At 70.7% G+C, this 24,855-nt stretch carries 23 protein-coding genes; 9 read left to right on the top strand and 14 right to left on the bottom strand.

Going from position 1 to position 24,855, the window contains the following annotated elements; translation table 11 throughout:
• Window positions 1-15: 15 nt before the first annotated feature.
• Window positions 16-318 carry a DUF1330 domain-containing protein gene (locus C4U03_RS16235; RefSeq protein WP_200827269.1) on the bottom strand — a complete coding sequence of 101 codons (303 nt, stop codon included), beginning with the start codon at window positions 316-318 and terminating at the stop codon, window positions 16-18.
• Window positions 319-585: 267 nt separating this feature from the next.
• Window positions 586-1,059, bottom strand: coding sequence for a MarR family winged helix-turn-helix transcriptional regulator (locus tag C4U03_RS16230; RefSeq protein WP_103938841.1), 474 nt, complete (start codon window positions 1,057-1,059; stop codon window positions 586-588).
• 125 nt (window positions 1,060-1,184) lie between these two features.
• On the opposite strand from C4U03_RS16230, the gene C4U03_RS16225 reads away from it, so the two are divergent.
• From C4U03_RS16225 to C4U03_RS16215, 3 genes are all read left to right on the top strand, one after another.
• Window positions 1,185-1,745, top strand: coding sequence for a YceI family protein (locus C4U03_RS16225; RefSeq protein WP_103938621.1), 561 nt, complete (start codon window positions 1,185-1,187; stop codon window positions 1,743-1,745).
• 90 nt (window positions 1,746-1,835) lie between these two features.
• Complete coding sequence (locus C4U03_RS16220; protein WP_103938620.1) at window positions 1,836-2,603, top strand: pirin family protein; 768 nt, start codon at window positions 1,836-1,838, stop codon at window positions 2,601-2,603.
• 91 nt (window positions 2,604-2,694) lie between these two features.
• Window positions 2,695-3,117, top strand: coding sequence for an SRPBCC family protein (locus C4U03_RS16215; RefSeq protein ID WP_103938619.1), 423 nt, complete (start codon window positions 2,695-2,697; stop codon window positions 3,115-3,117).
• A gap of 31 nt (window positions 3,118-3,148) precedes the next feature.
• Here the strand turns inward: C4U03_RS16215 and C4U03_RS16210 are convergent, their stop codons facing one another.
• Window positions 3,149-4,696, bottom strand: a complete 1,548-nt coding sequence (locus C4U03_RS16210) for an AMP-binding protein (protein WP_103938618.1) — start codon at window positions 4,694-4,696, stop codon at window positions 3,149-3,151.
• Between the two features lie 573 nt (window positions 4,697-5,269).
• Between C4U03_RS16210 and C4U03_RS16205 the strand changes: the two genes are divergently transcribed.
• Entirely contained in the window at window positions 5,270-6,847 is a 1,578-nt protein-coding gene (locus tag C4U03_RS16205; RefSeq protein WP_103938617.1) for an RNA polymerase sigma factor, read from the top strand.
• 184 nt (window positions 6,848-7,031) lie between these two features.
• A complete protein-coding gene (locus tag C4U03_RS16200; protein ID WP_103938616.1) occupies window positions 7,032-8,006 on the top strand; it encodes an LLM class flavin-dependent oxidoreductase in 975 nt (324 codons plus the stop codon).
• A gap of 52 nt (window positions 8,007-8,058) precedes the next feature.
• Here C4U03_RS16200 and C4U03_RS16195 read toward each other — a convergent pair whose 3' ends face one another.
• From C4U03_RS16195 to C4U03_RS16185, 3 genes are all read right to left on the bottom strand, one after another.
• Window positions 8,059-8,763, bottom strand: a complete 705-nt coding sequence (locus C4U03_RS16195; RefSeq protein WP_103938615.1) for a hypothetical protein — start codon at window positions 8,761-8,763, stop codon at window positions 8,059-8,061.
• Window positions 8,764-8,939: 176 nt separating this feature from the next.
• Window positions 8,940-9,968 carry a FecCD family ABC transporter permease gene (locus C4U03_RS16190; RefSeq protein WP_103938614.1) on the bottom strand — a complete coding sequence of 343 codons (1,029 nt, stop codon included), beginning with the start codon at window positions 9,966-9,968 and terminating at the stop codon, window positions 8,940-8,942.
• On the bottom strand, window positions 9,965-11,020 hold the full coding sequence (locus C4U03_RS16185) for a FecCD family ABC transporter permease (RefSeq protein ID WP_235017904.1): 1,056 nt from the start codon (window positions 11,018-11,020) through the stop codon (window positions 9,965-9,967). Before C4U03_RS16185 ends, C4U03_RS16190 begins: the two co-directional genes overlap by 4 nt.
• Window positions 11,021-11,164: 144 nt before the next feature.
• Between C4U03_RS16185 and C4U03_RS16180 the strand changes: the two genes are divergently transcribed.
• The gene (locus tag C4U03_RS16180; RefSeq protein ID WP_103938612.1) at window positions 11,165-12,196 is read left to right on the top strand and encodes an ABC transporter substrate-binding protein; all 1,032 of its coding nucleotides are present in this window, start codon (window positions 11,165-11,167) and stop codon (window positions 12,194-12,196) included.
• A gap of 82 nt (window positions 12,197-12,278) precedes the next feature.
• Here C4U03_RS16180 and C4U03_RS16175 read toward each other — a convergent pair whose 3' ends face one another.
• Window positions 12,279-13,250 carry an alpha/beta hydrolase gene (locus tag C4U03_RS16175; RefSeq protein ID WP_103938611.1) on the bottom strand — a complete coding sequence of 324 codons (972 nt, stop codon included), beginning with the start codon at window positions 13,248-13,250 and terminating at the stop codon, window positions 12,279-12,281.
• Between the two features lie 592 nt (window positions 13,251-13,842).
• Here C4U03_RS16175 and C4U03_RS16170 point away from each other — a divergent pair.
• Window positions 13,843-15,801 carry a hypothetical protein gene (locus C4U03_RS16170; RefSeq protein WP_146087411.1) on the top strand — a complete coding sequence of 653 codons (1,959 nt, stop codon included), beginning with the start codon at window positions 13,843-13,845 and terminating at the stop codon, window positions 15,799-15,801.
• A 163-nt stretch (window positions 15,802-15,964) separates the two neighbouring features.
• On the opposite strand, the gene C4U03_RS16165 is transcribed toward C4U03_RS16170, so the two are convergent.
• Window positions 15,965-16,162 (bottom strand): DUF397 domain-containing protein, encoded by a 198-nt coding sequence (locus C4U03_RS16165; RefSeq protein ID WP_103938609.1) that lies wholly within the window; start codon window positions 16,160-16,162, stop codon window positions 15,965-15,967.
• A complete protein-coding gene (locus tag C4U03_RS16160) occupies window positions 16,159-17,010 on the bottom strand; it encodes a helix-turn-helix domain-containing protein (RefSeq protein WP_103938608.1) in 852 nt (283 codons plus the stop codon). The genes C4U03_RS16165 and C4U03_RS16160 overlap by 4 nt, the downstream gene beginning before the upstream one ends.
• A 515-nt stretch (window positions 17,011-17,525) precedes the next feature.
• Here C4U03_RS16160 and C4U03_RS42500 point away from each other — a divergent pair.
• Together C4U03_RS42500 and C4U03_RS16155 are read left to right on the top strand one after the other, a co-directional pair.
• The gene (locus C4U03_RS42500) at window positions 17,526-17,651 is read left to right on the top strand and encodes a hypothetical protein (RefSeq protein WP_268817507.1); all 126 of its coding nucleotides are present in this window, start codon (window positions 17,526-17,528) and stop codon (window positions 17,649-17,651) included.
• Window positions 17,652-17,786: 135 nt separating this feature from the next.
• Window positions 17,787-18,221 (top strand): ATP-binding protein, encoded by a 435-nt coding sequence (locus tag C4U03_RS16155; RefSeq protein ID WP_103938607.1) that lies wholly within the window; start codon window positions 17,787-17,789, stop codon window positions 18,219-18,221.
• Between the two features lie 96 nt (window positions 18,222-18,317).
• Here the strand turns inward: C4U03_RS16155 and C4U03_RS16150 are convergent, their stop codons facing one another.
• The 5 genes from C4U03_RS16150 to C4U03_RS16130 form a co-directional block, all read right to left on the bottom strand.
• Window positions 18,318-20,717: a hypothetical protein gene (locus C4U03_RS16150; RefSeq protein WP_103938606.1), complete on the bottom strand. Its 2,400-nt coding sequence runs from the start codon at window positions 20,715-20,717 to the stop codon at window positions 18,318-18,320.
• 22 nt (window positions 20,718-20,739) lie between these two features.
• On the bottom strand, window positions 20,740-21,069 hold the full coding sequence (locus C4U03_RS16145) for a CU044_2847 family protein (RefSeq protein WP_103938605.1): 330 nt from the start codon (window positions 21,067-21,069) through the stop codon (window positions 20,740-20,742).
• Window positions 21,070-21,077: 8 nt separating this feature from the next.
• On the bottom strand, window positions 21,078-22,904 hold the full coding sequence (locus tag C4U03_RS16140) for a hypothetical protein (protein ID WP_146087410.1): 1,827 nt from the start codon (window positions 22,902-22,904) through the stop codon (window positions 21,078-21,080).
• Between the two features lie 3 nt (window positions 22,905-22,907).
• Window positions 22,908-24,014, bottom strand: a complete 1,107-nt coding sequence (locus C4U03_RS16135) for a hypothetical protein (RefSeq protein WP_103938603.1) — start codon at window positions 24,012-24,014, stop codon at window positions 22,908-22,910.
• Between the two features lie 119 nt (window positions 24,015-24,133).
• The gene (locus C4U03_RS16130) at window positions 24,134-24,841 is read right to left on the bottom strand and encodes a VWA domain-containing protein (protein ID WP_103938602.1); all 708 of its coding nucleotides are present in this window, start codon (window positions 24,839-24,841) and stop codon (window positions 24,134-24,136) included.
• Window positions 24,842-24,855 lie beyond the last annotated feature (14 nt).

Genomic DNA, 24,855 nt, shown 5'->3' with positions numbered 1-24,855 from the left:
CCGGGGCCGCCGCGGTCACGCCGGGACGTCGAAACCGGAGATGATCACGGCGTTGGTGTCGGCCGCGGCCTGCCGCAGTTCCTTGGCCTTCTGGTAGGTGGCCGACTCGTACCAGGCGCGGGCCGCCTCCACCGAGTCGAACTCCAGGACGACCGTCTGGTCACCGTGCCATTCGCCTTCGAGCGGCTGGGGTTGCGGATCGACCGCCAGGACGCGGGCGCCGCTCTCGGCTATCGTCGGCGCGGCCGCCCGGCCGTAGGCGTCCATGGCGTCCCGGTCCTTGATGGCCTCGGTGAAGATGACGTACGCCTTGGGCACTGGCCCTCCCTGGGTATGGCAGACCGTCGCTGCGGTCTGAACGGATGCGATCCCTCGCCTGGAACGTCGCCTTACCGCGCATGGGCGCGGTGGACGACGTCGGCTCACCATGATGACGTGCCCGGGACACCGGCGGAATGGCGGTGCGCGTCGTCTTCCCGGGCTCGGGCGTTCACGCGACGGCGTGGCGCGGTCGTCGCCGGGTGCGAAGAGATGCGCCGCACTTCCCACGCGGTGCCGGCGTGTGGAGGGCGGCCGTCCGGGGTCTCAGTCGTCCGTGTCGGCGGTGGCGTCGAGCCGGCCGAGCACCTGCTCGGACACCTGCCGGAGCGCGGCGATCTGGTCACGGGTGAGCCCGTCGAGGAACAGGCTCCGGACGGTGTCGACGTGGCCGGGCGCGGCGGCGGTGATGGCGTCCCGGCCGGCGTCGGTGAGCACGATGAAGGCGCCGCGGCCGTCCTCGGTGCACTCCTCGCGGCCGATCAGGCCGCGGCGCTGCATCCGGGTGAGGTGGTGCGACAGGCGGCTCTGCTCCCAGTGCAGGCAGCGCTGGAGCTCGAAGGGCCGCAGCCGCCCGTCGGCGGTGTCGGTGAGCTGCACCAGCACCTCGTAGTCGGCCAGCGACAGGCCCGAGTCGGTCTGCAACTGCCGGTTGAGCCGGGCGGTCAGCCGCCCCTGCATCCGGACGAAGGCCCGCCAGGCGCGCTGCTCCTCGTCGTCGAGCCACTGGGTGCCGGTCATGGTCGCCATTCTACCGTGATCGATGACACGTCATGTATTTCGGAATGTATGACTCGTCATGTAGGTTGGGGGATGCGTAGATGACACATCATCTACACCGAGACCGACCCGACGGAGGCCCGAAGATGAGCACTCTCGCGACCGACCTGACCACGCTGACCGGCGACTACACCATCGACCCCGCGCACACCCGCATCGGGTTCGTCGCCCGGCACGCGATGGTGACCAAGGTCCGCGGCGCGTTCAACGAGTTCGAGGGCGGTGCCCACATCGACGGCGCGAACCCCGAAGCCTCGACCGCCAAGGTGACCATCAAGGCCGCCAGCATCGACACCCGCAACGCCCAGCGCGACGAGCACCTGCGCAGCAACGACTTCCTGGCCATGGACGAGTACCCGGAGATCACCTTCGTCTCCACCGCGGTGCGCCGGACCGGCGAGGACACCTTCGACCTGACCGGCGACCTGACCATCAAGGGCGTCACCAACCCGGTGACCGTGCCGTTCACCTACGAGGGCCTGGCGACCGACCCGTTCGGCAACGTGCGCGCCGGTTTCGAGGGCTCGGTGACGATCAACCGCAAGGACTACGGCGTGACCTGGAACGCCGCGCTGGAGACCGGCGGCGTGCTGGTCAGCGAGAAGATCACCCTTGAGTTCGAGGTCTCGGCGATCAAGAACGCCTGACCCCGGCCACCGTCCCGCCGGCCCGGCGCGGGGCCGGCGGGACGGCCACCCGACACCCCGCGTTCCGCTTTCTCGGCGAAAGGCCGTGCCATGCGTACCTCGCTCACTCCGCAGCTCGACGTCCGCCGCGCCGCCGACCGGTTCAAGACCGACTTCGGCTGGCTGGACTCCAAGCACTCGTTCTCGTTCGGCCACCACTACGACCACGACAACACCCACCACGGGCTGCTGCTGGTCAACAACGACGACATCGTCACGCCGGGCACGGGCTTCGACACCCATCCGCACCGCGACATGGAGATCGTCACCTGGGTGCTGCGCGGGTCGCTGGTCCACCAGGACTCCACCGGCCACAACGGGGTGATCTACCCCGGCCTCGCCCAGCGGATGAGCGCCGGGCGCGGCATCCTGCACTCGGAGAAGAACGACTCCTGGCGCCTGCAGGGCGAGCGGCACGACGAGCCGGTGCACTTCGTGCAGATGTGGGTCGTCCCCGACGAGGAGGGCATCACCCCGGGGTACGAACAGCTGGAGATCGACGAGAAGCTGCTGTCGTCCGGTGCGCTCGTTCCCGTCGCCTCCGGGATGGAGCGGCACGACGGCGAGGCGGCAATCCGGATCAAAAACCGGTACGCGGCGCTGTACGCCGCCCGCCTGGCACCCGGCCAGAGCGTTCACTTGCCCGAGGCCCCGTACCTGCACCTCTTCGTGCCCCGCGGCGCGGTGGACCTCGAAGGCGCCGGAGCGCTCGGCACCGGCGACGCTGTCCGCTTTACCGCGACCGGCGGGCAGCGGGTCACCGCGAGCGAGCTTGCGGAGATCCTGGTGTGGGAGATGCACGCCACCATCGCCGCCTGAGCGCGGCCACATCGGGCCTTCGGAGTGGTTTCCGGCGCCGCCGGTCGCTGCCAGGATGATCACAGGATCGTTCGCGCCCCCTGGAGGTCCCATGCGGTACGAGATCACGGCCGACATCGACGCGCCGGCCGAGCGTGTCTGGGAGGTCCTCGTCGATGTCGAGCGATGGCCGGAGTGGACCGCCTCAATGGACGAGGTCCGGCGTCTGGAGGACCGGCCGTTCGGTACGGGCGCCACCGTACGGATCAAGCAGCCCAAGCTCCCCACGGCCGTGTGGGAGGTGACCGACTTCGTCCCGGGCTCGTCGTTCACCTGGGTCTCCAAGAGCTCCGGCATCACCAGCACCGCGGTCCACGAACTCACCTCGGCGCCCGGCGGCCCGGTGACGGTACGGCTGGTCTTCGACCAGAGCGGCCCGCTCGCTCCCCTCCTGGGCGTCTTCGCCGGCCGGCTCGTCCGCCGTTACCTGACCTTGGAGGCCGAGGGCCTCAAGCGCCGCTCCGAATCCTCCTGAGCTACCGCACCGGACGGCTCTTCGGGAAGTGTCATCCCACCGCGCCGCGGGCGGCGAGGTCTCGGCGCAGGACGTACTTCTGGACCTTGCCGCTGGCGGTGCGCGGGAAGTCGTCCACCGTGTGCAGTTCTTCCGGCCACTTCTGCTTGGCCAGGCCCGCCTTGTCGAAGTGGGCGCGCAACCGGTCCATCGTCGGGGCGGGGTGGCCGGGCTTGAGCCGTACCACCGCCGCGGCGTGCTCACCCAGTCGTGCGTCGGGGGCGGCCACCACGACGGCCTCCGCGACGCCCGGCAGGGTGAGCAGGACCTCCTCCACCTCCAGCGCGCTGATGTTCTCGCCGCCGCGGATGATGAAGTCGGACTTGCGGTCGGTGATCGTGAGATAGCCGTCCTCGTCCAGCACGCCGATGTCGCCCGTGCGGTACCAGCCGTCGGCGTCGAAGGCCGCCTCGGTCAGGGCCGGGTCGGTGTATCCCAGGCACAGGTCGGGGCCACGGCTGATGATCTCGCCGTCCTCGCCCAGCCGGATCTCCACACCGGGCAGGGCCTTGCCGTCGGTGTGCAGCCGCTTGTGCTCGGGGGCGGTGGGCAGGGAGGCCGTTATCGACGGGTGCTCGGTGCTGCCGTAGGAGCGGTACACGGTGATGCCCAGGCCCGCCAGCCGTGTGGTGACCGCCACCGGGACGGACGACCCGCCCAGGCCCGCGTACCGCATGTACTGCAGATGCTCGGGCGTCCAGTCGGGATGGTCGAGCAGGCTGGTGATGTAGTAGGGCACGCCGCCCCCCACGACGAGCCCGTCGCTGTTCATCAGGCCCAGCACCCGGCCGGGGTCCCAGGCGTCGGCGAGGTTGATCGACGCGCCGTCCAGCAGTGGGATCAGGAAGGCGCTCACCATGCCGATGAAGTGCCCCACCGGGGCCGAGGTGAGCTGGCGGGCCAGGTCGGGCGGGTAGCGCTCGGCCAGTTGGCGCGTCTCGAAGCCGAGGGTCTGATGGCTGTGGACGACCCCCTTGGGATGGCGCGTGGTGCCCGAGGTGAAGGCGATCAGAGCCGGCCCCGCCGGGTCGGTCGCGAGGACACCGGGCATCGGGTCGGCGTCCAGCAGGTCCTCGAAGTCGCGCCCCACCACTCCCACGATGGGCACGTCCGCGCATAGCTCCGCCGAGAAGCGCATCCGCCCGAACTCCTCGGCCGTCACGAACACCCGGGGCTCGACCGCCTTGAGGATGTAGCCGACCTCCTTGGGCCCGTAGAAGTGCACGATCGGCACCACCACCGCCCCCAGGAACGCCGACGCCCAGAACACGGCGGCGGCCTCCATCCAGTTCGGCAGCTGGAACGCCACCACGTCACCGGGCCCCACTCCCCGTGCCCGCAGCCCTCCCGCCAGCCTGCGCGCCACCACCTCCACCTCGCCGAGCGTCCCCGACCATGGCCGCACCTGCGAATGCACCCGGAACGCCGCGTCGGGCCCGGCGGACCGCAGACCACGCTCCAGCAGATCCCCGATGGTGTCCTGGGTCCACCAGCCTTCGGCTTCGTATCGCCTGACCAGTTCGGCGGGGATCGCGCGCATGCTGCCAGCTCCAAGTGTCCGCGGCGGGGCGATGGCGGGGCCACGCCCCCGAGGGTGGATACGGAATCGTCGTGCCGGGCGGCCGTCATTAGCGGATATGCTATTCTCCTCCATGGAGAATGCCAATACTCAGACTTGTCCGAACACAATGACGTGCGCTTACGGAGCGTGATCGTTCATTCCGGCGGGGCGCCGCGCACACCGCTGGAGCCGGCCGCGCCGGCCGGGCCGCGGGGTTCGGTCTTGGACTGGGTCGCCCGGACACGGTCGGACCCGGGGCGGCGATCCGTTGTGACCTCCGTAAAAGTGTCCTGTGCTCGCGAGATGCCCTTCGGGGACGCACGGATGTGACGGAAGAAGAGTCCAGGTGACGGCGGAGGGGCGACCTTCCCGCAGGCGATGTCCGACCGTATATCCGATTTGTGTGGCTTGTCTGGAATTTTGTGTCAACGAGCGCGATGTATCGGTCGTCATGTTAAATAGGGGCCCGGCGAGAGCGGGACGTCGAATCTCCGCGCCTCCGGTGACGGGTATGACCGCTCAGGTGCCATAGCACGGGAGAGATTTCCAGGAATGTCCGGATGGTCGAGTGACGACCGTGGCGACGACCAGCGCCTCGCCCAGGCCCTTGCCGCCGGCGACATCGATGCCCTGACACAGGTCTACGACGACCACGCGGCCGGGCTGTACGACTACTGCCACGCGCTGCTGCCGGACCAGGCGGCGGCCGCGGCCGCGCTGCGCGACACGCTGCTGGCAGCCTGCGCGCATGCCGGACGGCTGACCGAGCGGCATCTGTTGCGGGCATGGCTGTACGCGCTGGCCCGCAACGAGTGCCTACGCCGCCGCCGGTCCCGGGACCGGCACGGGCGGCGGCCCGAGCACGGCTGGATCGTCGACCCGCGCACCGGAGAGGCCCGGCCGCCGGAACGGGCACCGGAGGCCGAGGACGCGGCCCTGGACGAGTCGGACCGGGCCCGGCGGAAGGGGACACGCCGCCAGGTGCACGGTGCGTTGGCCGGTCTGCGGCACCGCGAGCGCGAGGCGGTGGACCTGCTGGTGCGGCACGGCCTGACGTCCTCCGAACTGGCCGGGGTGTTCGACCTCAACGAGGCCGAGGCGGCGGAGCTGGCGGAACGGACCCTCGCCACCGTGTACGACGCGCTGCGGGTGCCGGCGGTCGCCGAGCTCGAGCACTGTCCCGAGGTGACCGCGATGGTGATCGGCAAGCGACGGCCGCTGGATCCCGAGGTCGTCGCCGGCGTGGACGCCCACATGGCGGAGGGGTGCCGGATCTGCGCCCAGGACCGTGCCCGGCTGGACCCCGGGTCGCTGCTGCGGGCGCTGCCGGTCGCGCTCGTCCCGTCCGGGCTGCGCGCCGAGGTGATCGGCGCCGCCGCAGGCCCCGGCGGCGAAGAGGCCCGCGCGGTGGCGGCCGAAAACGCCGAGCCGTTCGACGAGTGGGGGTGGCCGCTGCCGTTGGACGCGCCCGCCGCCCACCCGGCCGCCGCAGCCCCCCGACGGCGCGCGTCGCGGCTGCTGCCGCTGCTGGCGGTCGCCGCCGCGGTGGTCATGGTGGTGGGCGGAGCGTTCTGGCTGCTGCCCGGCGGCTCGGAGAGCGCGGCGATCGGCGATCCCCGGCCGGGGACGTCCGTTCCCTCGGGCGAGAGCGGCGACCCGGGCCCGCCGGAGACCCCGAGAAGATCGCCGACCCCGGATGACCGCAGCCCGTCGGAGAGCCCGACCTCGCCGTCGGCGTCGCCGACCACCGGTTCGCCCAGTCCCTCGCCCACGGCCTCGGCGAGCGCCCCGACGAGCGCCCCGACGAGGACTCCGGCGCCGCCGCGCCCCGGCCCGCCCCCACCCTCGCCGCCGGCACGGGGGACCCTGGAGGTCGGCGGCTGCCGGATGGACAGGGGCCAGGACTCCTGCTCCATTCGCGTCACCGCGCGGGGCGGCACGGTCCGGTGGAGCGTCCGGGGGACGCGGGGACCGGTCAGAGCGGGGGGCGGCGGCACCTTGTCGGCGGGCGCGTCCGCGTACGTCACAGTGACCCGCACGGGTGGCTGCGACGAGGACGAGTCGGGCGTCGTGTACTTCTCCCCGAACGGTGCGGCCGGGGTGTCGTGGGAGTGCCGCTGGTGGAGGTGACGGCCGCGGTGTCACGGTAGGAGGTCGGTGCCGATCCTGGCGGAACCGTCAGGGAGCGAGGGCGGTGCACCGTGGGGGACCGCATTCGATGGCCTGGGAATAAGCGGGTGAGTTCGCGGGTTGGGTTCCAGGTTCATTGCTCCCACGGTGAGAAGAAAGGAACGCGGTGTCACGTCACGTTCCGTTGAGCATTCTGGATCTGGTCTCCATTCCGGAGGGCGCGACCGCCGCCGACGGCATCGCCGCGTCGATGGAGGCGGCGCGGCAGGCCGACCGGCTGGGTTACCGCAGGCTGTGGTACGCCGAGCACCACAACACCGCGGGGCTGGCGGCGAGCGCGTCGTCGCTGCTGATCGGCCGGGCGGCGGCGGTGACCGAACGGATCAGGGTGGGCGCGGGCGGCGTGATGCTGCCGAACCACGCACCGCTGATGGTCGCCGAGCAGTACGGGACGCTGGCGAACATGTTCGGCGACCGCATCGACCTGGGGCTGGGACGCGCACCCGGCACCGACCCGATGACCGCCCAGGCCCTGTCCCGTTCCAGCGCGGACCCGCAGTCGTTCGCCAACGACATCTTCGACTTGCAGGGCTGGTTCGGCGACCGGGGGACGGCCCGCAGCGCGCCGATCTTCTCCGCCGTGTCGGCCGGGACCAACGTGCCGATCTGGGTCCTGGGCTCCACGGTGAGCGGCGCCTCCATCGCCGGACAGCTCGGACTGCCGTTCGCGGTGGCCTCGCACTTCGCCCCCGAGCAGGTGATGGAAGCCATCGAGCTCTACCGAGAGGTGTTCAACGCGTCGGCGCCTACCGCGCAGATCGGCGAGCCGTACGTCATGGCCGGCTTCAACGTCATGATGATGCCCACCGAGGAGGAGGCGCGGCGGCAGTGGACGACCGTCCAGCAGATGTTCCTGGACGTCCGCCGTGGCCGGCGGCGCGGGCTGCAGCCGCCGGTTGACCCCGCCTCTGTGGCGGACAGCGCCTTCGCCGACTCCATGCTCCGCTTCCAGGCCGTCGGCGACCCGAAGGCCGTGGTGGGGACGCTTGAGGATTTCGTCGGCCGCACGGACGTCGACGAACTGATCGTCGCCACCTACGCCTACGACCCCGCCGACCGCATGAAGTCGTTCGAGCTCCTCGCCGAGAACTGGTTCTGACGACCGCGTACGCCCACCGCCCGGGCAGGGACGGTCGGCTCGCCCGGGCGGTTCACCGGCGGACGCAGCAGGTGACGCAGGGGTCGGTGTCGGGGAGGGCGACCCACAGGCAGCAGGTGCGGCGGCGGTAGCCGTCGCCGTCCGGGGTGAGGAGGCCGGCCACGGGCGGCCCGATCCGGTCCAGCAGCGCCGCCGCTTCGTCGTAGGAGCGCAGGGAGAGGATCGGGCGGGCGAGCGCCTCGGCGGTGGAGCCCCACAGGGTTCGCTCACCGATCCTGGCCAGTGCGCCCAAGGCGCGGATCACCGGGCGCTGGCCGTCGATGAGCGCGTCCCGGATGGCCGCCGCCAGGTCACAGACGACGACCGTGCCGGGGGCGCCGGCCAGGGGATCGTCGGGAAGGACCGCGACGGTCACTTTGGCCGCGGCGATCGTCAGGCCCTCCGCCGACGGCCTGACCAGCGTGTCGGCGAAGCCCATCAGCGGCACCCGCCGGTTCAGCGCCCAGCCCAGGGCCATCGGGAGCGTGTGCCAGTATCCGTACGTCTTCCACAGCAGCGCCGCCGCCACATGCGGTGGCGCGTTCCACCGGTCCGCCGTCTCGTTCACCAGGGCGAGCAGCCCTTCATACGGCTCGTGTGCCAGTTCGGCGGCGCGGGACCACTGCGCGGGGTCGTCGGCGACCAGTTCCGGCAGCACCCCGAGCGCGCCTCCCAGCTCCGCCGCCTGCCTCGCCAGGTGCTGGGAGAGAACGTCCAACGGAGCCTCGCCGCCGCAGACGCTCGGGTCCGCCGACGCCGGCCCAGGGGCGGGCTCCCAGGCATCGGCCGCACGCGGATCCGGGGTGCTCCTGGAATCCTGATGAACCTCGATGGTCATTCCCTCTCCCACAGATGAGATCGATTCAGGCCGTGCCGTGAGCCCGTGCTTACGCCTCATATCCGGCCGCTTCTGCGCTGGACGATGAGCAGCCAGACCAGATAGCCGCCGCCGAGCAGGCCCGTCAGCACGCCGACCGGCAACTGGTGGCCGGCGAACAGCCGCTGCGCGGCCCAGTCGGCGCCGACGAGCAGGGCGGCGCCCGTGCACATCGACACGAGCGGGTTCGGCCCCGGTGCCTTGGTCATCCGCCTGGCCACCTGGGGCGCGGTGAGCGCCACGAAGGCCACCGGCCCGGCGGCCGCCGCCGCCAGAGAGGTGAGCAGCACCGCCGCCGCCAGCAGGACCAGACGCAGGCGCCGGACCCGTACGCCCAGGCCGCTGGCCAGATCGTCGCCCATCTCCAGCACCGGCAGGGCACGCCCGCAGCCCAGCAGCACCACCGGCACCAGCACGGCCATCCCGGCGAGCAGCGGAACGGCCTCCTCCCAGCCCCGGCCGTCGAGGCTGCCGGTGAACCACAGCATGGCGCGCGCCGCGTCCATGAGCTGGGCCCTGGTCAGCAGGTAGCCGTTGACGCCGGTGAGGATGGCGGTGCACCCGATGCCGGTCAGCACGAGCCGGTACCCGTGCAGGCCGCCCCGCGACGCCAGGGCGTAGATCACGACGCCGGTGAGGACGCCTCCGGCCATCGCGCCGCCCGCCAGCGCCAGGCTGCCGCCTCCCAGGACCACCGCCAGGAACGCCCCGGCCGCCGCTCCCTGGGTGAACCCGAGGATGTCGGGACTGCCCAGGGGATTGCGCGTCAGCGACTGGAAGAGCGCCCCGGCCAGGCCCAGGGCGGCGCCGACGAGCAGGGCGGTGACCACGCGGGGCAGCCGGAGCTCGTTGACGATGAAGTGCTGGGCGGGGTCGCCGCCGCCCGTGAGGGTCCGTACGACCTCCGCCGGGCTCATCGGGTAGTCGCCGCTGCCGATCGAGACGACGCCGATGGCCGCCGCCAGCAGTACGAGGCCCGTTCCCACGGCCGCCGCCCGTGGGCGCAGCAGCACCGAGCGGCCGCCCGCCAAACGCACGACGTTCATGAGCGGCCCACCATCTTGGCCCGGTTCACGAAGTACAGGAAGAACGGGCCGCCCAGCACCGCCGTCACGATGCCCACCTGCAGCTCGCCCGGCCGGGCGAGCACCCGGCCGAGCACGTCCGCCCCCAGCAGGAGCACCGGTGCCAGCACCGCGCAGTAGGGGAACATCCAGCGCAGGTCCGGACCGGTCAGCGCCCGTACGAGATGGGGCACCATCAGGCCGACGAAGACGATCGGCCCGCAGGCCGCGGTGGCCGCGCCGCACAGCAGCGTCACCGCCGCGATGGCGGCCGTGCGGACCAGGGCGGGGCGGGCGCCCAGAGCCCGGGCCGAGTCGTCGCCGAGTGCGAGGGCGTTGAGCGGCCGGGCCAGGGCCAGGGCGAGCACCAGGCCCACCGCGATGAACGGCAGCACCTTGACCACCGTCGTGGACTGTGCGCTGGCCAGCGAACCCACCGTCCAGAAGCGCATCCTCTCCAGCGAGGCAGCCTCCAGCAGCATGACCGCGCTCACGTACGAGTAGAGCGCGGCGTTGAGCGCCGCACCGGCGAGCGCCAGCCGGGCCGGGGTCGCCCCGCGCCCGCCGCCCACCGCGTAGACCAGCGCCGCGACGGTGGCCGTTCCGGCCAGGGCGAACCACACGTAGCCGTCGAAGGTGGCCACTCCGAGGAAGGCCCCCGCCGAGGCCACCGCCGCCGCCGCGCCCGCGTTGATCCCCAGCAGGCCGGGGTCGGCGAGCGGGTTGCGGGTCAGCGCCTGCATCACGCCGCCGGCCAGGCCCAGTGCCGCTCCGGCGAGGAGCCCGAGCAGGGTGCGCGGCAGCCGCATCTGGTGCACCACGGCGTGGGCGGCGGACTGGCTGTCGACGAGCCCCTGCCACACCTCGCCGGGCGACAGTTGCCTGGCTCCGACCCCGATGCTGAGCGTCAGGACGGCGAGCAGGACGAGCAGGGAGCCCACCAGCCCGGCCGCACGCAGCGCGGTGCGCGCCGCCGGCGGCCGTTCGCCGGAGGACCTCGGCTCCAGCTCCTGGGCGCTGGCAGGGGCGGACACGGTGGCCTCCTGTGCAGACGCGGGCCGCGATGCCGCCCCATCCGTGACGATCATTTAGCTTAGGCTAGCCTAAGTTAGGTATAACTCACCTCATTGGGATGCCCTGGCCTCAGAGGGCGTCCGTGATAACAGGAAGACGAAGCGATGCCGCACCCCCCGACCGCCGTCCCCATGTCCCGCCGCGGCCTGCTGGCCCTGGGCGCCACCGCTTTCGGCGTGCTGCTCACCGGCTGCGGGACCGGGGAAGAGGGATCCTCCTCGGCGTCCCCGGCCAAGGGCGGCCCCTGGTCGTTCACCGACGACCGCAAGACGCCGGTCACCGCCGACGCCGTCCCGTCGCGCGTCGTCGCCTTCACCGGCACAGCGGCGGCCCTGATCGACTTCGGTCTCGACCGGCAGATCGTCGGCGTCTTCGGCGAGACCACCCGCAAGGACGGCACGCTCGAACCCCAGGCCGGCGACCTGGACGCCGGGAAGGTCACCGTCATCGGCAACGCCTGGGGCGAGTTCAACATCGAGAAGTACGCGGCCCTGCGTCCCGATCTGCTCGTCACCCACATGTACGACCCGGGAGCGCTCTGGTACGTGCCCGACGAGAGCAAGGACAAGATCCTGCGGCTGGCCCCCAGCGTGGCCATCGGCACCGCCCGGGTCCTCCTGACCCAGCCGATCGAGCGCTACGCGGAGCTGGCCGCATCCCTCGGCGCCGACCTGAACGCCCCGAAGGTCGCCCAGGCCAAGGCCCGGTTCGAGAAGGCCGCCGAGGCCGTGCGCAAGGCCGTCGAGCGCAACCCGGGACTCAAGGTCCTGGCCGCCTCCGCAAGCCCTGACCTGCTGTACGTGTCGAACCCGAAGGTCAACACCGACCTGGTGTACTTCACCGAGCTCGGCGTGCCCGTCGTGGTGCCGGACAAGCCCGGGGAGGGCGGCCACTTCGAGGAGCTGAGCTGGGAGAACGCCGACAAGTACGACGCCGACGTGATCCTGCTCGACAACCGGGGCACCGCGCTGCAGCCCGCCGACCTCACCGCCAAGCCGGCCTGGAAGGAACTCCCCGCCGTCAAGGCGGGCCAGATCGCCCCGTGGGACCCGGTGCCCCGCTTCTCGTACGCGGGCGCCGCACCCCTGCTGGAGAACCTCGCCCAGACCATCGAGAAGGCCCGCAAGCTCGGCTGACACACCGGAACGCCCGGCGCACGCCGGGGCTCGGCACGGTCACCGGACGGCGGCGACGGCCTCCGCGCCGGACCGCGATCGGCTACGCGGCCTCCTGCCGGGTGTCCGCGCCGCTGACGGTGCGGGCGAAGGCGCCGATCTCGGCGATGGCGGCGATGCCCTCGCGGGAGACATCGGCGAAGATCTGGAAGACGTGCACCTGCCCCTCCCAGATCTGCAGGGTGCAGGGCACGTCCGCGGCGCCCAGACGTTCGGCCATCAGCTCGGCGTCGCCGCGCAGCACCTCGACCGAGCCGACCTGGATGAGGGTCGGCGGCAGGCCGCCGAGCTCGGCGTGCACCGGGCACAGCTGCGGGTCGGTCAGCGCGACGCCGGGAAAGCAGGTCCGGACCATGTCCCGCATGCGCGGCGCGGGGATGAACGGATCGAGCGCGGCGTTGACGTGCGCGACCTTGAGATCGATGTCCAGATCGGTGAAGGGGGACAGGGCGGCGATCCCGGCGGGCCGGGGCAGCCCGTCGCGGATCGCGCGCAGCGGCGCCACGAAGGCGAGGTAGCCGCCGGCGGAGTCCCCGCCGATCACGATGTCGGCGGCCTGGTGCCCCTCCGCCAGCAGCCACCGGTAGGCGTCGACGCAGTCGCCGATGGTGGTCTCGACGGTGACCCGGGGCGGCATGCGGTAGCCCACCGACAGCACCGGCATGCCCGCCGCCTGGGAGATCCGGGCGATCATCCGGCGGTGGGTGCGCAGCCCGCAGGCCACGAACCCGCCGCCGTGGAAGTACAGGATCACCTTCCCGGATCCGCCGCTCACGCCAGGACCGTAGACCCACTCGGCGGCACAGCCGAGCCCCTTCACTTTGCCGACCCTGGTGCCGCGCGGCGGGACCAGCAGCGCACCCCCGAGGTCGAGCAGCCCGGCGCAGCGCAGCGTGAACGGGGTCCACGGCAGCCGGGCGACGAGCGGCCGCAGGAACCACCGCATCAACCGCGCCATCAGCCGCGATCCCCGCCCGCACCCCGCGCGTTCCTCCACCGTCGGTGTGATCGGCATCCGCCGCCCCTCTCGCCGCCGCGACCGCACCGGGAGAGTACTACCAAGTAAGCGCTCGGGTACAGGGTGGTGAGGCAACGGCCCCGAGGCTTCGCCGTGGACGGTGTGCGTTCGCAGTAGGCCGGGCCGAATCCACCGGAACCGGTTGCGTGGATGCCGGGCGGAGCGAACTCGTTCATCGAGGTGCCGGTAGTGGGGGATCGCCGTCCTCCGCCTCGCGGGCGCGGCGCGCCCGCCGGCCGTCCGGTTGACCGGCCGGTTCGGCGAAGGGCGGACAAAAATCAACAATAATATCGCAGTGCGTCGCGAGAATCCGCGATAACCCTCTGGATTTCTCCATCATGGTAGTTTTCGGGCGTCCGCATGATGGATGGGCCGCAGTCTCTGTCCCGCACTTTTGCGGCGGGTGGAACGACCGAAACCAGGGCGTCCCGTTCCGGTGAGTGGCGTACGTGACCAACAGGAGATCTGACCCCTGGTCGGGCGGGATGTGCGCAAGTCGCGGGAGCGATGGATGCCGCTCATGGAAAGCCCGGCTTGGGTGGCGGCGCCGCCGCTTGTTGCGAGGTGAAAAGTGGCAGAGGGTCGCGATATGACCACCCCTTACGGAAAATCCTCCCGTCCCGCAGCGGCGGAGATCCCCACAGACCAGGCCGTCGGCAATGCCTACCCGCCGCTGAAGGCGGGGAGCCTGGTACGCGTGGGCACCCAGAACGCCGTCGTGGAGGGATCGGAGCCCGGGTTCCCGAAGACGTACTACAAGGTCCGCTACGACAGCAACAAGCAGAGCGCCAGGGTCCCCGGCACCGAGGTCTTCCGGCGCGACCCGGTCGAGATCCCCGGCGTCGCCACGCCGATGCCGCCGTCGCGGGACGCGATGCACTACGTGTTCTTCGACCCCGGGGACATCAAGGAGCCCGACTCCTTCCTGATCAAATTCCAGGTGAACGGCGGCCCGGTCGAGCAGAAGGTCAAGAAGACCCGTAAGGGCCTGCTGGAGATGCGCGCCGACGACCACACCCGGGAGCTCAAGTCCGTGGGCGAGCCGAAGGTGTCGGAGCCCAAGTACGGGCTGGACGCCACGTTCGGGAAACTGGCGCAGATGCGGGTGGCCGAGGCCGGCTACGACGACGAGGGCCTGCACTTCACCATCAAGATCTGGTGCAACGCCGAGCACATGGCCAAGCCGTACGACCTGATGGTGGTCTACCTGGACTCGGCCATGGACACCGTGCTGGACACCGTCGCGATCATCTCCCCGCCCGAGGGACACAACACCGTGGAACTGGAGGCCACCTACACCTGGGCGCAGTTGTGCGCGCTCTACCACGTGACCCCCGAGCACGGCCAGAGCCCGCGGGCCGCCCTCACCTCCTACCTGCCGCAGGTGGGGATCCGGGTGGTGTGGATGGACGCCGGCACGACCGCCTCGGCCAACTCCATCAACCACTACAGCGGCGGCATGGACGCCAAGCACGGCACGGGCGTGGTGCCGATCCGCACCATCACGATCGAGGACCTCAAGGAATCCGAGACCGTCCGCAAGCTGAAGTGGAACGCCGCCGAGCCGCTGCGCGACCACCGGCCGGTCTACCGGGCCTTCTCCGACCTGCTCCAGCCCGGCAAGGAGCTGGCCACGACGCTGGAGGCCGAGTCGGAGTTCCAGGTCTCGGCCGAGCAGTACGCCAAGGTACTGTCCCTGATGGCCGAGCTCCGCCGGAGCGGCGACCTGCAGAAGAAGTTCGGCATCGTCAAGATGGAGCGGGACAAGAAGCCCGACGGCAAGGAGAACGACGGCCCGGTCGTCTGCCACGACTTCTACTACGACGTCCCCGGCTACTCGCTGCTGAAGAGAAAGATCGTGCTGCGGCGGCGCAGCGTCCCCGCCAACGACGGTGCCGGGGTCTTCCTGTTCGCCTGCAAGGGCGCCTCCTTCGCCGACTCCAGTGAGAAGATCCGCCTGGCCACCCAGTGCCACCTGATCCCCGGCCACAAGATCGAACGGCTGATCGCCTTCCTCACCGACACCACCAACATCGACAACGCCTTCGCCCGGGTGCTGCGGGATGCGCTCGGCAAGGAGCACCCGCTGCTGGACCCCGCGGGCTGGGCGAAGCTGGGCCAGGTCATGACGGTCGTCTCGCGCCGCACCAAGTACTCCCTGGAACTGCCCTACGCCACCACCGTGGAGTTCAGCGCCGACGAGGCCGAGGTGACCATCGACACGCGGACGGCGAAGGTCTACAGCATCGAGTTCGGCGTCGGCCACCCGGGCCTGCAAGTCCTCAACACCGCCACGACCACCGCCTCCACCACGGGCAGCAGCAGCGGCGGCGGCACCCCCAAGGGCAAGCCCACCAGGGTCCTGGTCGAGCGGCCGTACCACGTCCCCGCCGACCTCAGGAACCCCGACCTGTTCACCAAGCCCGACTACGTGCAGTACCGGACGCTACGCGACCAACTGCTCACCCACCTGTTCGGCTCCAAGCCCGACCTCCAGCCCGGCGGAAACAAGGCCCACACCCTCGCCACCATCCTCAAACTCATCTGACCACCACCCCCAAATGAGTCCCCGGCTCGGTCGAGCGCGCCCGAGCCGGGGACTCATGCTTTCCGTCCCCGCTGATACCGAAAAAGCGGGCACCGCATCCAGCAGCAGCGGCTTGCCGCTACCGTCTGATTCCACCTGATCGCAGATCAGGTCGTGTAGGTGGTCACTCGCCGTGCCGAGGAGAGCGGAGGGTATTGAGGAACGCGGCCCATGTGCGGGGAGCGAAGTCGAGGACGGGGCCGGTGGTGTTCTTGCTGTCGCGTACGCCGATGGTGCCGTGGGTGGAGGGGGCGACCTCGACGCAAGCACTGCCGGCTTCGCTGCGACGAGACTTGTGCCAAGTGAGGTATTCCTTGGTCATCTGGAGGAGCCGATCCTTTGCTCAAGATCGTCGGCTGCATCGATCAGCAGGCCGAGGCTGGCTGCACCTGAAAGAGCAATCTCTCGAAGATGCTCGTACCGTCGGGTATACCTCATCACTTCATCGTGATCAACGTGCACGATGTCGGTGTTCACCGTGTCAACGATCGCCATTGGCGGGTCGGCCGGGTCAGGGAAGGTGAAGAGGAAGAACGCTGAGAGCGGGAGCAGCCGACCTGTGAAGTCGGCCACCAACGGGAGGACACGCACCGTGACGCGGGGGTGCCTGGTGGCGGTTTCGGTGAGGTGCCGTAGTTGGCCGATCATGACCTCGGGTGGCACGGTGGGGCGGCGTATGACCACCTCATCGAGGATGACTTCGTAGCGTGGCCCCTTCTGACCTAGCAACTGTTCCTGGCGGCGAAGCCGGGCTTCCACCATGCGATCGGGTACGAAGTCGATGTCTCTCTCGGCCTCCGCGAGCTTGACCATCTCCCACATGAAGTCCTCAGTCTGGAGGGTTCCCGGGATGGCGAACTGGTTGTACTCGCGGATCGAGTCGGCCCCGGACTCGATGTCGGCGTACATCCGCTGCCGGTCGCCCATCGCCAGGCCGTAGCCGTCCCACCAGCCGCGTTCGGCCGCGTCCCGGGCCAGCTTGACGACCTCCTCCCACCGCTGTCCGGTGACCTCCAGGAAGTCGAGGATCTTCATCACCTCGGCCAGGTCCGGTCGTAGATGCCCGTTCTCCAGCTTGGACAGTTTCGCCCGCGAGCAGCACAGCCGCCGCGCCATGTCGTCGGCGGTCATCCGCCGTTCCTCACGCAGGGCGCGCAGCGCGGCGCCCATCCGGCGGCGTCGAACGAAGGGACTGGGGCTGGTCACCGGCGACCTCCCGGGATCAGTGGCGGACGGCACGGGGGTGGACAGGGGCTGACATCGGCATCTCCACCCTGTGTTACCACGCGCAATCGGAGCGTTTCCGGCGGACACGACCGCGAATGGTGGCCGGAAACTGCCACCTGCCCACCCCCGGACGGCTTGCCGAAATCGAACGCGCAAATCCCGAACGTTCCCCTCGGCGCCGTTCCTCCCCGGAACACCACCCGTCCGCCAGTACCTTTCCGCCCCCCAGCCACCCCAGCGCCCAATTCTCCGTACCCGACCCAGCACACCCAGTGACGATGAACCCCGTCCGGACCACCCAGCACCCCACCCCACGAGGCGAACGATGCCGCTCACCACCCCGCCCCGCCCGTCCCTCACCCTGCCCGGCACTCCGCCCCCGACCTCACCGCCGCCCGTACGTCCTCTCGGTGGACGTCGGCGGCAGACCATGCCCCGGCTGCGGTCGCCCGTCCTTGGTGACCCTCTCCCTATCCGGCAACGCCCAGGCGGCGTACTGCCCCGCACGCTGGCGCACCATCACCGCCCTGGCCGAAGCCCGCGGCGACCGCCTCATCTACACCCCGCCGCCCGCGCCACCGTGAACGCCACACTGCGCCGCACCACCGACCCCCCGCCCTGCCCCGCCGACCCCGGCCCCAGAGCACCGGTACACCGCCGACACCACGACGCACAACAACCGGCTGATCCCGCCCACCCGTCACCGTGAAAGGAAACCGATGTCACTGCCCGCCGCCGTCCTGGTCCCCGCCGAGCCCGCCACCCCCATGTACTGGCGCCGTACCTTCCCCGGCGACGCCGCCCAAGTCCGCGCCGCCCGCACCTTTGCCGCCTTCCTGCTGCCCGGCTTCCCCACCCTGGACGACGTCCTCCTCACCATCGACGAACTCGCCGTCAACGCCATCCGCCACACTCGATCCGGCCACTTCACCGTCGAGGTCCGCCACAACCCCACCGGCGTAACCGTCAGCGTCACCGACCAGGGCGCCCCCACCGAACCTCGCGTCCAGCCCCTCACCGACCCCACCGCCCTCACCGAATCCGGCCGCGGCCTCCTCACCGTCACCGCCCTGGCCACCACCTGGCACTGGACCGGCACCCCCACCTCCCGCACCGTCCACGCCACCTTCGCCGCCCCGGCCCCCCGCCCCTGAGTGGAACGAGTGCTTCCGGCCTGACCGCAGGGCGGACCGCGCCTGCTCGATGGCCTCCGGCAGGCTGACCTGGGCAGCTCTGAAACGCTGTGGGTCTTATCGGGGGATGCCGCCGGCTCGGTTCGGTGGAGGGACGAGTGTGATCGTCTGGCCGGTGAGGTATTCGAGTTCGGCGGATGTCTGGTCCATCCGGATCAGTTCCCGTCCGCCGGGGATGTTCAGGGCGTCCGGCAGTTCGCCGGTGGCGTCCTTGGGGACGACCAGGTAACGCTTGGCCTTGCTGAGGTTCGAGATCGTCCGCTCGTCGGGGCCGAGCGCGCCGGAGGGCGCCCAGGTGAACACGTACTCCCGGGTCAGCCGGGCCACCTTGCCGTCGACCCCCACCACCGCAGAGCCCTTGGGCAGCACGATCTGGCTGCCCGGCGTGAGCCGGTCCTCGACCCACCGGAACACCTGCTCGGCGGCCTCCGCGACACCGTCGGATCCGGACTTGACCTCGAACAACCCGCGCAGCGTCAGATCCCGCGCGCCCATGGTCGCGATGATGTTGTCGCTGAACAGCACGGTGCGGGAGCTCAGCCGTCCCGCCTTGTCGGCCAGCCGGATCCGCACGCCGGTCAGCAGGACGGTGGACGAGCGCACCTCTTTCGGAAGGTGTGCGACCAGCTCGGCGAGCACATCGAGTTGTTTCCTGAAGGCCAGGATCTCCCCGACGTTGCCCTTCATGATGTGGAACAGCCCGAGCGGTACGGCCTGGACGAACTTGATCGCCTGCAGGACGGCCGGCCCGAGCTGGCGGGGCCGATCCCGCAGCAACTCCTCCAGCCCGTCCAGTCGTTCCCACAGCTTGCCCGGCTGGGCCTCGATGTGGCGCAGGTGGGCGATGGCGACATCATCGGTGAGAGTCTTGGGCCGGGGGATGTCCACAAGGTTCTTCAGCCGGACGTCCCCCGTTCCACGACGTGCGAAGTCCGCTCCGAGGATGCGTTCGAAGATCTCGCGCGCCTCCCCCCGGGTCACCCGCCGGGCCCAGTCGGCCGGCTTGGCGGGGCCGCCCCCCTTCTTGTAGCGCTGGAACAGCTCCTGCAGGCGCTGATGGACGAAGCCGGTGCCCGCATCGTTCAGCAGCGACTCGACGTTCGGCGGGGTCGGCGCGACTCGTCGCAGCAGCTCGAACAGCCGCGCCTCCAGCTCCGTTGGAAGCGCTTTGCCCGCCCGGATGAGCACTTGAGCCTCGGTCAGCAGCTCCCTCTCGGCGGCGGAGATGTTGACGTTTTCCAGCGCCCGCACGGTGTGCACGGCCCGTTCCGCCCTGGGTCCGAACCGGCGCAGCAGTGCCCGACCGCGGCGCACGATACTCGCGGTGACGAACGGGAGCAGCGCGAACGTCCCCATGAGGGCGATGTCGAACTGGGACAGCGGGCGGCCCCAGCGGTCGCGGTGGTAGGCCAGCGCATAACAGAACTCGCCGATGTCGATGAGATCGCCCAGACCGGGGATGGCGCCGAGGGCGATGTCGATCGTCAGACGGCCCACTTCCTCGCTGACGGCCTGGTCGCGCGCTGCCTGGGATGGCCCGCGCCAATGGCGTTGCGGGGTCAGGTCGCTTCCCTGCACCGGTACGTCCAGTACCGAGTCCACCCGCCACACCTCGTACCAGGGCTGGGCCAGCAGCGGGTCCACATCGGTGCGGGCCAGCAGGCGCAGGTCGGAGTAGTGGGGCCCGGACTCCCGCACGCTCGTCGCGTCCGTGGCCACGATCCGCAACAACGGCCGGTCGGCCACCCCCCACTGCCCGTCGGCGGGGAACTCGTAGGCGAACGCCTCAGTCCCATCCGCACCGGGTTCGGGCGACGAGGGGAAGGTCGCCTCACGCGGCCTCATGAGCACACTCTGGCCACTGGCCGCATGCCGAACGCACGTACCGGTCGGCATCGTCTCGATGAGGAACCAGTCGTGCGGGATCACCCCGGGGCGGCGGCCGAGCCGCCGCGCATGATCCCAGGGGAGCTCGTCCGGGTCCTCTGGTGGCTCCAGGACGACCCGTGGAGCGTTGACCTCGACGACGTGGACCAGGTTGTCGGAGAGGATGTCGGTGCCCTGCGGCGGTACGAGGCTCGGATCCTGGACCCGATAGATCTCCAGGTTCGGTAGCCCGGGTTGCGGCAGGTAGGCGCCGGGCAGGCCGGTGACCGTCAGCGTGACGCCGGGCGCCGCGGCCAGGCGCAGGATCGGGTACGGCCGCTCGGCCGTCTCGTCGAGGAACTGGTAGGCGTACCGGATGGGTGGAAAGTAGCGGCGGACCACGCCGCTCACCGTGTCGGCGATCTCGTCGAAGTCCCGGTACGTGACGCGGGCCGGCGCGGAGTACCGCGGAGGGGCCGCCGCCATTGTCACCGTTACCGGAGGCCCGTCTCCGGGGCCGCCGCCGACGACCAGCCGGGTCACCGGAGGGCCGTCGTCCGACTCGGTGACGGTCGCCTCGAACCGGGTCATCGGTGCCGTGCCGCCGACACGGTCACGGTGTCAGACCGGGCAGCAGCCCGGTGAGGCCGCCGTCCTGGCCGCTGTCGCGGGACCAGGTGAGCCGTACCTGGATCACCGCATCCTCGGCGGCGATCGCCAGCGCGCCGGCGGCCGTCGCCCGCAGGCCGAAGCTGACCTCGCAGCCGGCAGGCCCCGAGTCGCCCTCGGCGAGGGTCTCGACCGCGTGCTGCACGGCCTCCGCCACCGCCTGAATCGCCGTGGAGAGGGCCCCGGCGTAGTCGGCGGAGGCGGAGACGTCCCCGTCGGTCACGGCGATCCGCACCTGATTGCCATACGCCGGGCCGAAATCGCGGGTTTCCATGGGTCCCCTCAATCGCGCAGCGTCGGCAGTTCCTCGGATGACTGAAGGTGGACCAGTGTCGTCGGCAGCCGGATCCGCACCGCCGCGGGATCGTGCGGATCGATGTCCACCTGCTCGTCGAGGGGATCCAGATCGGTCACGTCGGCCATGTCCTGCAGGTAGCTGTTGTACTGCACGATCCGCGGATCGCTGGTGGTGGACAGGTCGGGCGGTGAGCCGTCCGGCCAGACGGTGCCGGTGAGCTGGTACCACAGCACCCGGGCGGTCTGGCTGGGCCGCACCGGTACGACCACGCGGGCGGCCCCGGCGGTGAGGAAGGCGTCGAACGCGGAGTCGCCGGTGTCGACGTCGAGGAAGTTCGGCCACTGGCTGGACCGGCCCCAGAAGTAGGGGTAGAGCGTGTAGACCATGTTGGTCCACTCGAAGGCGTCCTCGAAGAACGCGATCGTGGCCGCGTTGCCGATCGCGTTCGCGCGCTGGTAGACGGGGACGCCGTCGGCGCCGGCCCCGATGCCGGGCAGCACGCCGGGCCAGTCGGCCGTCCAGAGGGTGAGGCCGGCCCGCTTGAGCTCGTCGCGTTCGATGGTCCGGTTGAGCGCGGGGTTCCGGCCTCGGACGGTGACGCCGGCCTGGACCTGCGCGGCGGCCAGCCTGTCCTCGTACTCGCTGAGCGCCTGCCGGTAGGCGGCCATGATCGCGCTGTAGGTGTCGAGCTGCCACTGCTGGAACGCCTCCGGCGACAGCGTGCAGTAGACCTCGATGTTCATCGACCAGGCGTACATCGCGGAGGTCCAGGAACTGACGGCGATCTGCGCCACCTGGTGCCAGGCGGTGACCGGCGTCCCCGTGCCGGTACGCAGGTCGAAGACGCTGGACCCGATGATGATCTTGCCCTTCGCCGTGGCGATCTCCCCCAACCCGTTGGCCACCACGAACGCCGACCGGGCGAGGTAGCCGCGCGGGATGGCCAGGGCGTCGGCCGCCGCCACCGCGGCGGCCTGCGCGTTCTGGCTGGAGTAGGCCTTGGACAGCACGACGCTGTCGGGCGGCGGCGGCTTGACGCCCTCCGCGCCGGTCTGCGCCACCAGGGCCAGGTAGTTGTCCCGCCGCACGGCCCCCGGCGTCAGCGGCTCCCACTCGAAGGAACCGTTCAGCACGCCGGGTTCGGCCGGCCGGGTGGGCAGGGCGGTGGCCGCCAGATGTCGGGCGTTCTGGTGGAGGTACCACGCGCCCGGCTCCGGCACGACGAACTCGTACATCAACCGGCGCCCGTAGTTGACCGCCTTCGCCCGGTAGACCTTGTCGACCCACCGGTAGATTCCGGCGAGATTGGTCCTGCCGCCGTTCAGCGAGTGGAGGTTGGTCTCCTCGGCCTCGTCGAGAGTCCGTACCCGCCGTTGCTCGCGCGAGCGCCGCAGCAGCCGGTTGGTGCTCTTGTCGATCACTTCCTTGGTGTACTGCGAGGTGGCGCGCTCGGCCTCCTGCTTGGACTCGGAGGACGCCGCCCGCCCGTACACGCTCAGGTTCACCGGGCCGTAGCCGGCCGACAGGTTCAGCCCGGCCTCAAGGCTGGACTCGGTGTTCAGGGTGTGCTCGATCTCGTTGCGCAGCTCGAAGCGCTCGGTGCTCTGCAGGTCGCGGCGGCTCTCCTCCTCAGTGAGGGCCTCGGTCTCGGTGACGACCTCGTACTGGGTGAGCCGGCGGTGCCGGCGTTCCCGCTTCTCGCCGCGCAACACGTTCTCGATGTGCGCGATCTCGCCCGCCTCGTACCTGAGCAGATTCTGCTTGACGACCTTGAGGTCACCGATGCCGATCGGCTCCACCTGCGGTTTCATCGCTCACCCCGGTCGGTCGGTGGTCGGGCGGCTGTTGGTGACCACACGTACGTGCCGGCCGTCGGCGACGGTGACCCGGGTGTCGCGCCGGCGCGCGTACAACCGCTGGGTCAGGTCGGCGAGGGAGGCGTCGATGCGTTCGAGCGCCTCGGGCAGGGTGTCGCGGGCCAGGTCGAAGTCGGCCTGCCGCAGCGCCTCCGCGAGCCCTTCGTCGGCGTCGAGCTCGGCCTGGGTCACCCGCCAGGGGGCACTCTGCTCGATGCCCTCGAACCCGACCGGACCGTTCGGCTCGGTGGAGTCCACCGATGTGACGTAGTAGGTCACGGCCCGCTGCCGGCCGAGCTTGGCGTCGAAGAACGCCTGCACAGCGGTCCGGGCATCGCGCAGGTTGCGAATGTTCTCGATCAGCCACGGATCGATGCGCTCGTCGGACTCTGCCGCCGCCTGCCGTGACCGTGCCCCCTCCGGAGCCGCCGCGTCCGAGGCTGTCGTGTCCGGGGCTGTGGCGACCGGCCGCGGCCCGAGGAGCACGTCGGGGCGCACCGCGGGGCCCTCCGTCCGGCTCGCCACCGCCGTGCGACGGAACCTGTCGCGGTCTCCGACGGCGGCCCCTAACAGTTCCAGGAACACGAGGGATCCGGCCAAACCCGGCGCCTGCTGCGGCCGGCGATCCTGATGCAGGACGAAGCCGTACCAGCTCAGCCACGCCGAATCGCGGGCGGCGCGATACTCCCGACCGGCCACCCACTCGCGCACATCACCACGAGACGGGGTGGCGCGGTCAAGCCACCGCTGCGCCTGCGGCAAGAACGACGCGGGATCGTCGGGATTGTCGCGCGCCCACTCCAGCAACTCACGGACATACCCGGTGTCGAATCCCAGGACCGAGAACGACGGGCTGTCGGGCCAGTACGCCGCATCGGAGACGATCTCGGCCCCGACCGCCGCCGCGGCATCGGCCCAGGTCACCTCCGCCCGCGCGGAGCGCTTCGCCTGGATTCGCCCGAGCACCGCGTCCGCGGTCTCCGTATCGACGATCACCCGCCCCCGCGACTCGTCCAGCACCGGCGGCCGGACGACGACGAACCGGAGCGCGTTCTCGTCCACCATGGCCCAACCTTCAAGGCTGATCCCAGGGGAGTCAAGGGCGTCTTACCGGGCCCGGACTTTCCGTACGCCCCCGGCGCCGGGTCTCCGTCATCCGCGCCGGCTTCGGGAGCCGGCTCCGGTCAGGTGAGGATTCCGGCGGCGCGGGCAGCGGCGAGCCAGGCGGGGAACTCGTCCATCAGATGCCGATAGAGGTCGTCGTCGGCGATGCCGCGCGGGTCCGGGCCGGCCGGGAAGAAGGCGGCGTTGTCGATCGCGCGCTTACGGGGGACGGGAAGGTCGTCGAGCTTGCGCAGGAACTTGAACTCATCGTCACCGAAGCCGACGAACTGCCAGAAGAGGGGGAGCGTGGAAGCCTCGCACAGGACCTTCTCCGCCGCGGTCCGGGAGTCCGGCGATCCATCGGTCTGGAAGATGACGAACGCCGGTGCGGCGGGCGCGGCCGCCCGATAGTGGTCGATGACCGCTTCCATGGCCGCGGCGTAGTTGGTGGTGCCCATGTGCCCAAGACGTTCGTGCTCTTCGTTGATCCGCCCCTGGTACCGGGTGAGGCCGACCTCCACCGGCGGGTACGCGACCTTGTCGAAGAACACCACGGGGACCACGCCGTCGTCGTCCAGATGGGCCGACAGCGCGAGGGCTTGTTCGGCCAGGTGCTGAACGGTGCCGTCCTTGTAGTAGCGGCGCATCGAACCGGACCGGTCGAGGACGAGATAGACGGCGGCGCGCTCACCGCCGAGGCCGCGCTTGTCGAGGTTGACCTTGGCGGCCTGGTAGAGGCCGACCAGGCCAGGCGCGGTGGACCGGACCTTGTCCAGGCTGATGGGCATCGAACGGTACTCCT

It is taken from the genome of Thermomonospora echinospora, assembly GCF_900108175.1.
GTDB lineage: Bacteria > Actinomycetota > Actinomycetes > Streptosporangiales > Streptosporangiaceae > Thermomonospora > Thermomonospora echinospora.
The sequence above is the reverse complement of the archived record's forward strand: the minus strand, read 5'-3'. Positions and strand labels throughout refer to the sequence as shown.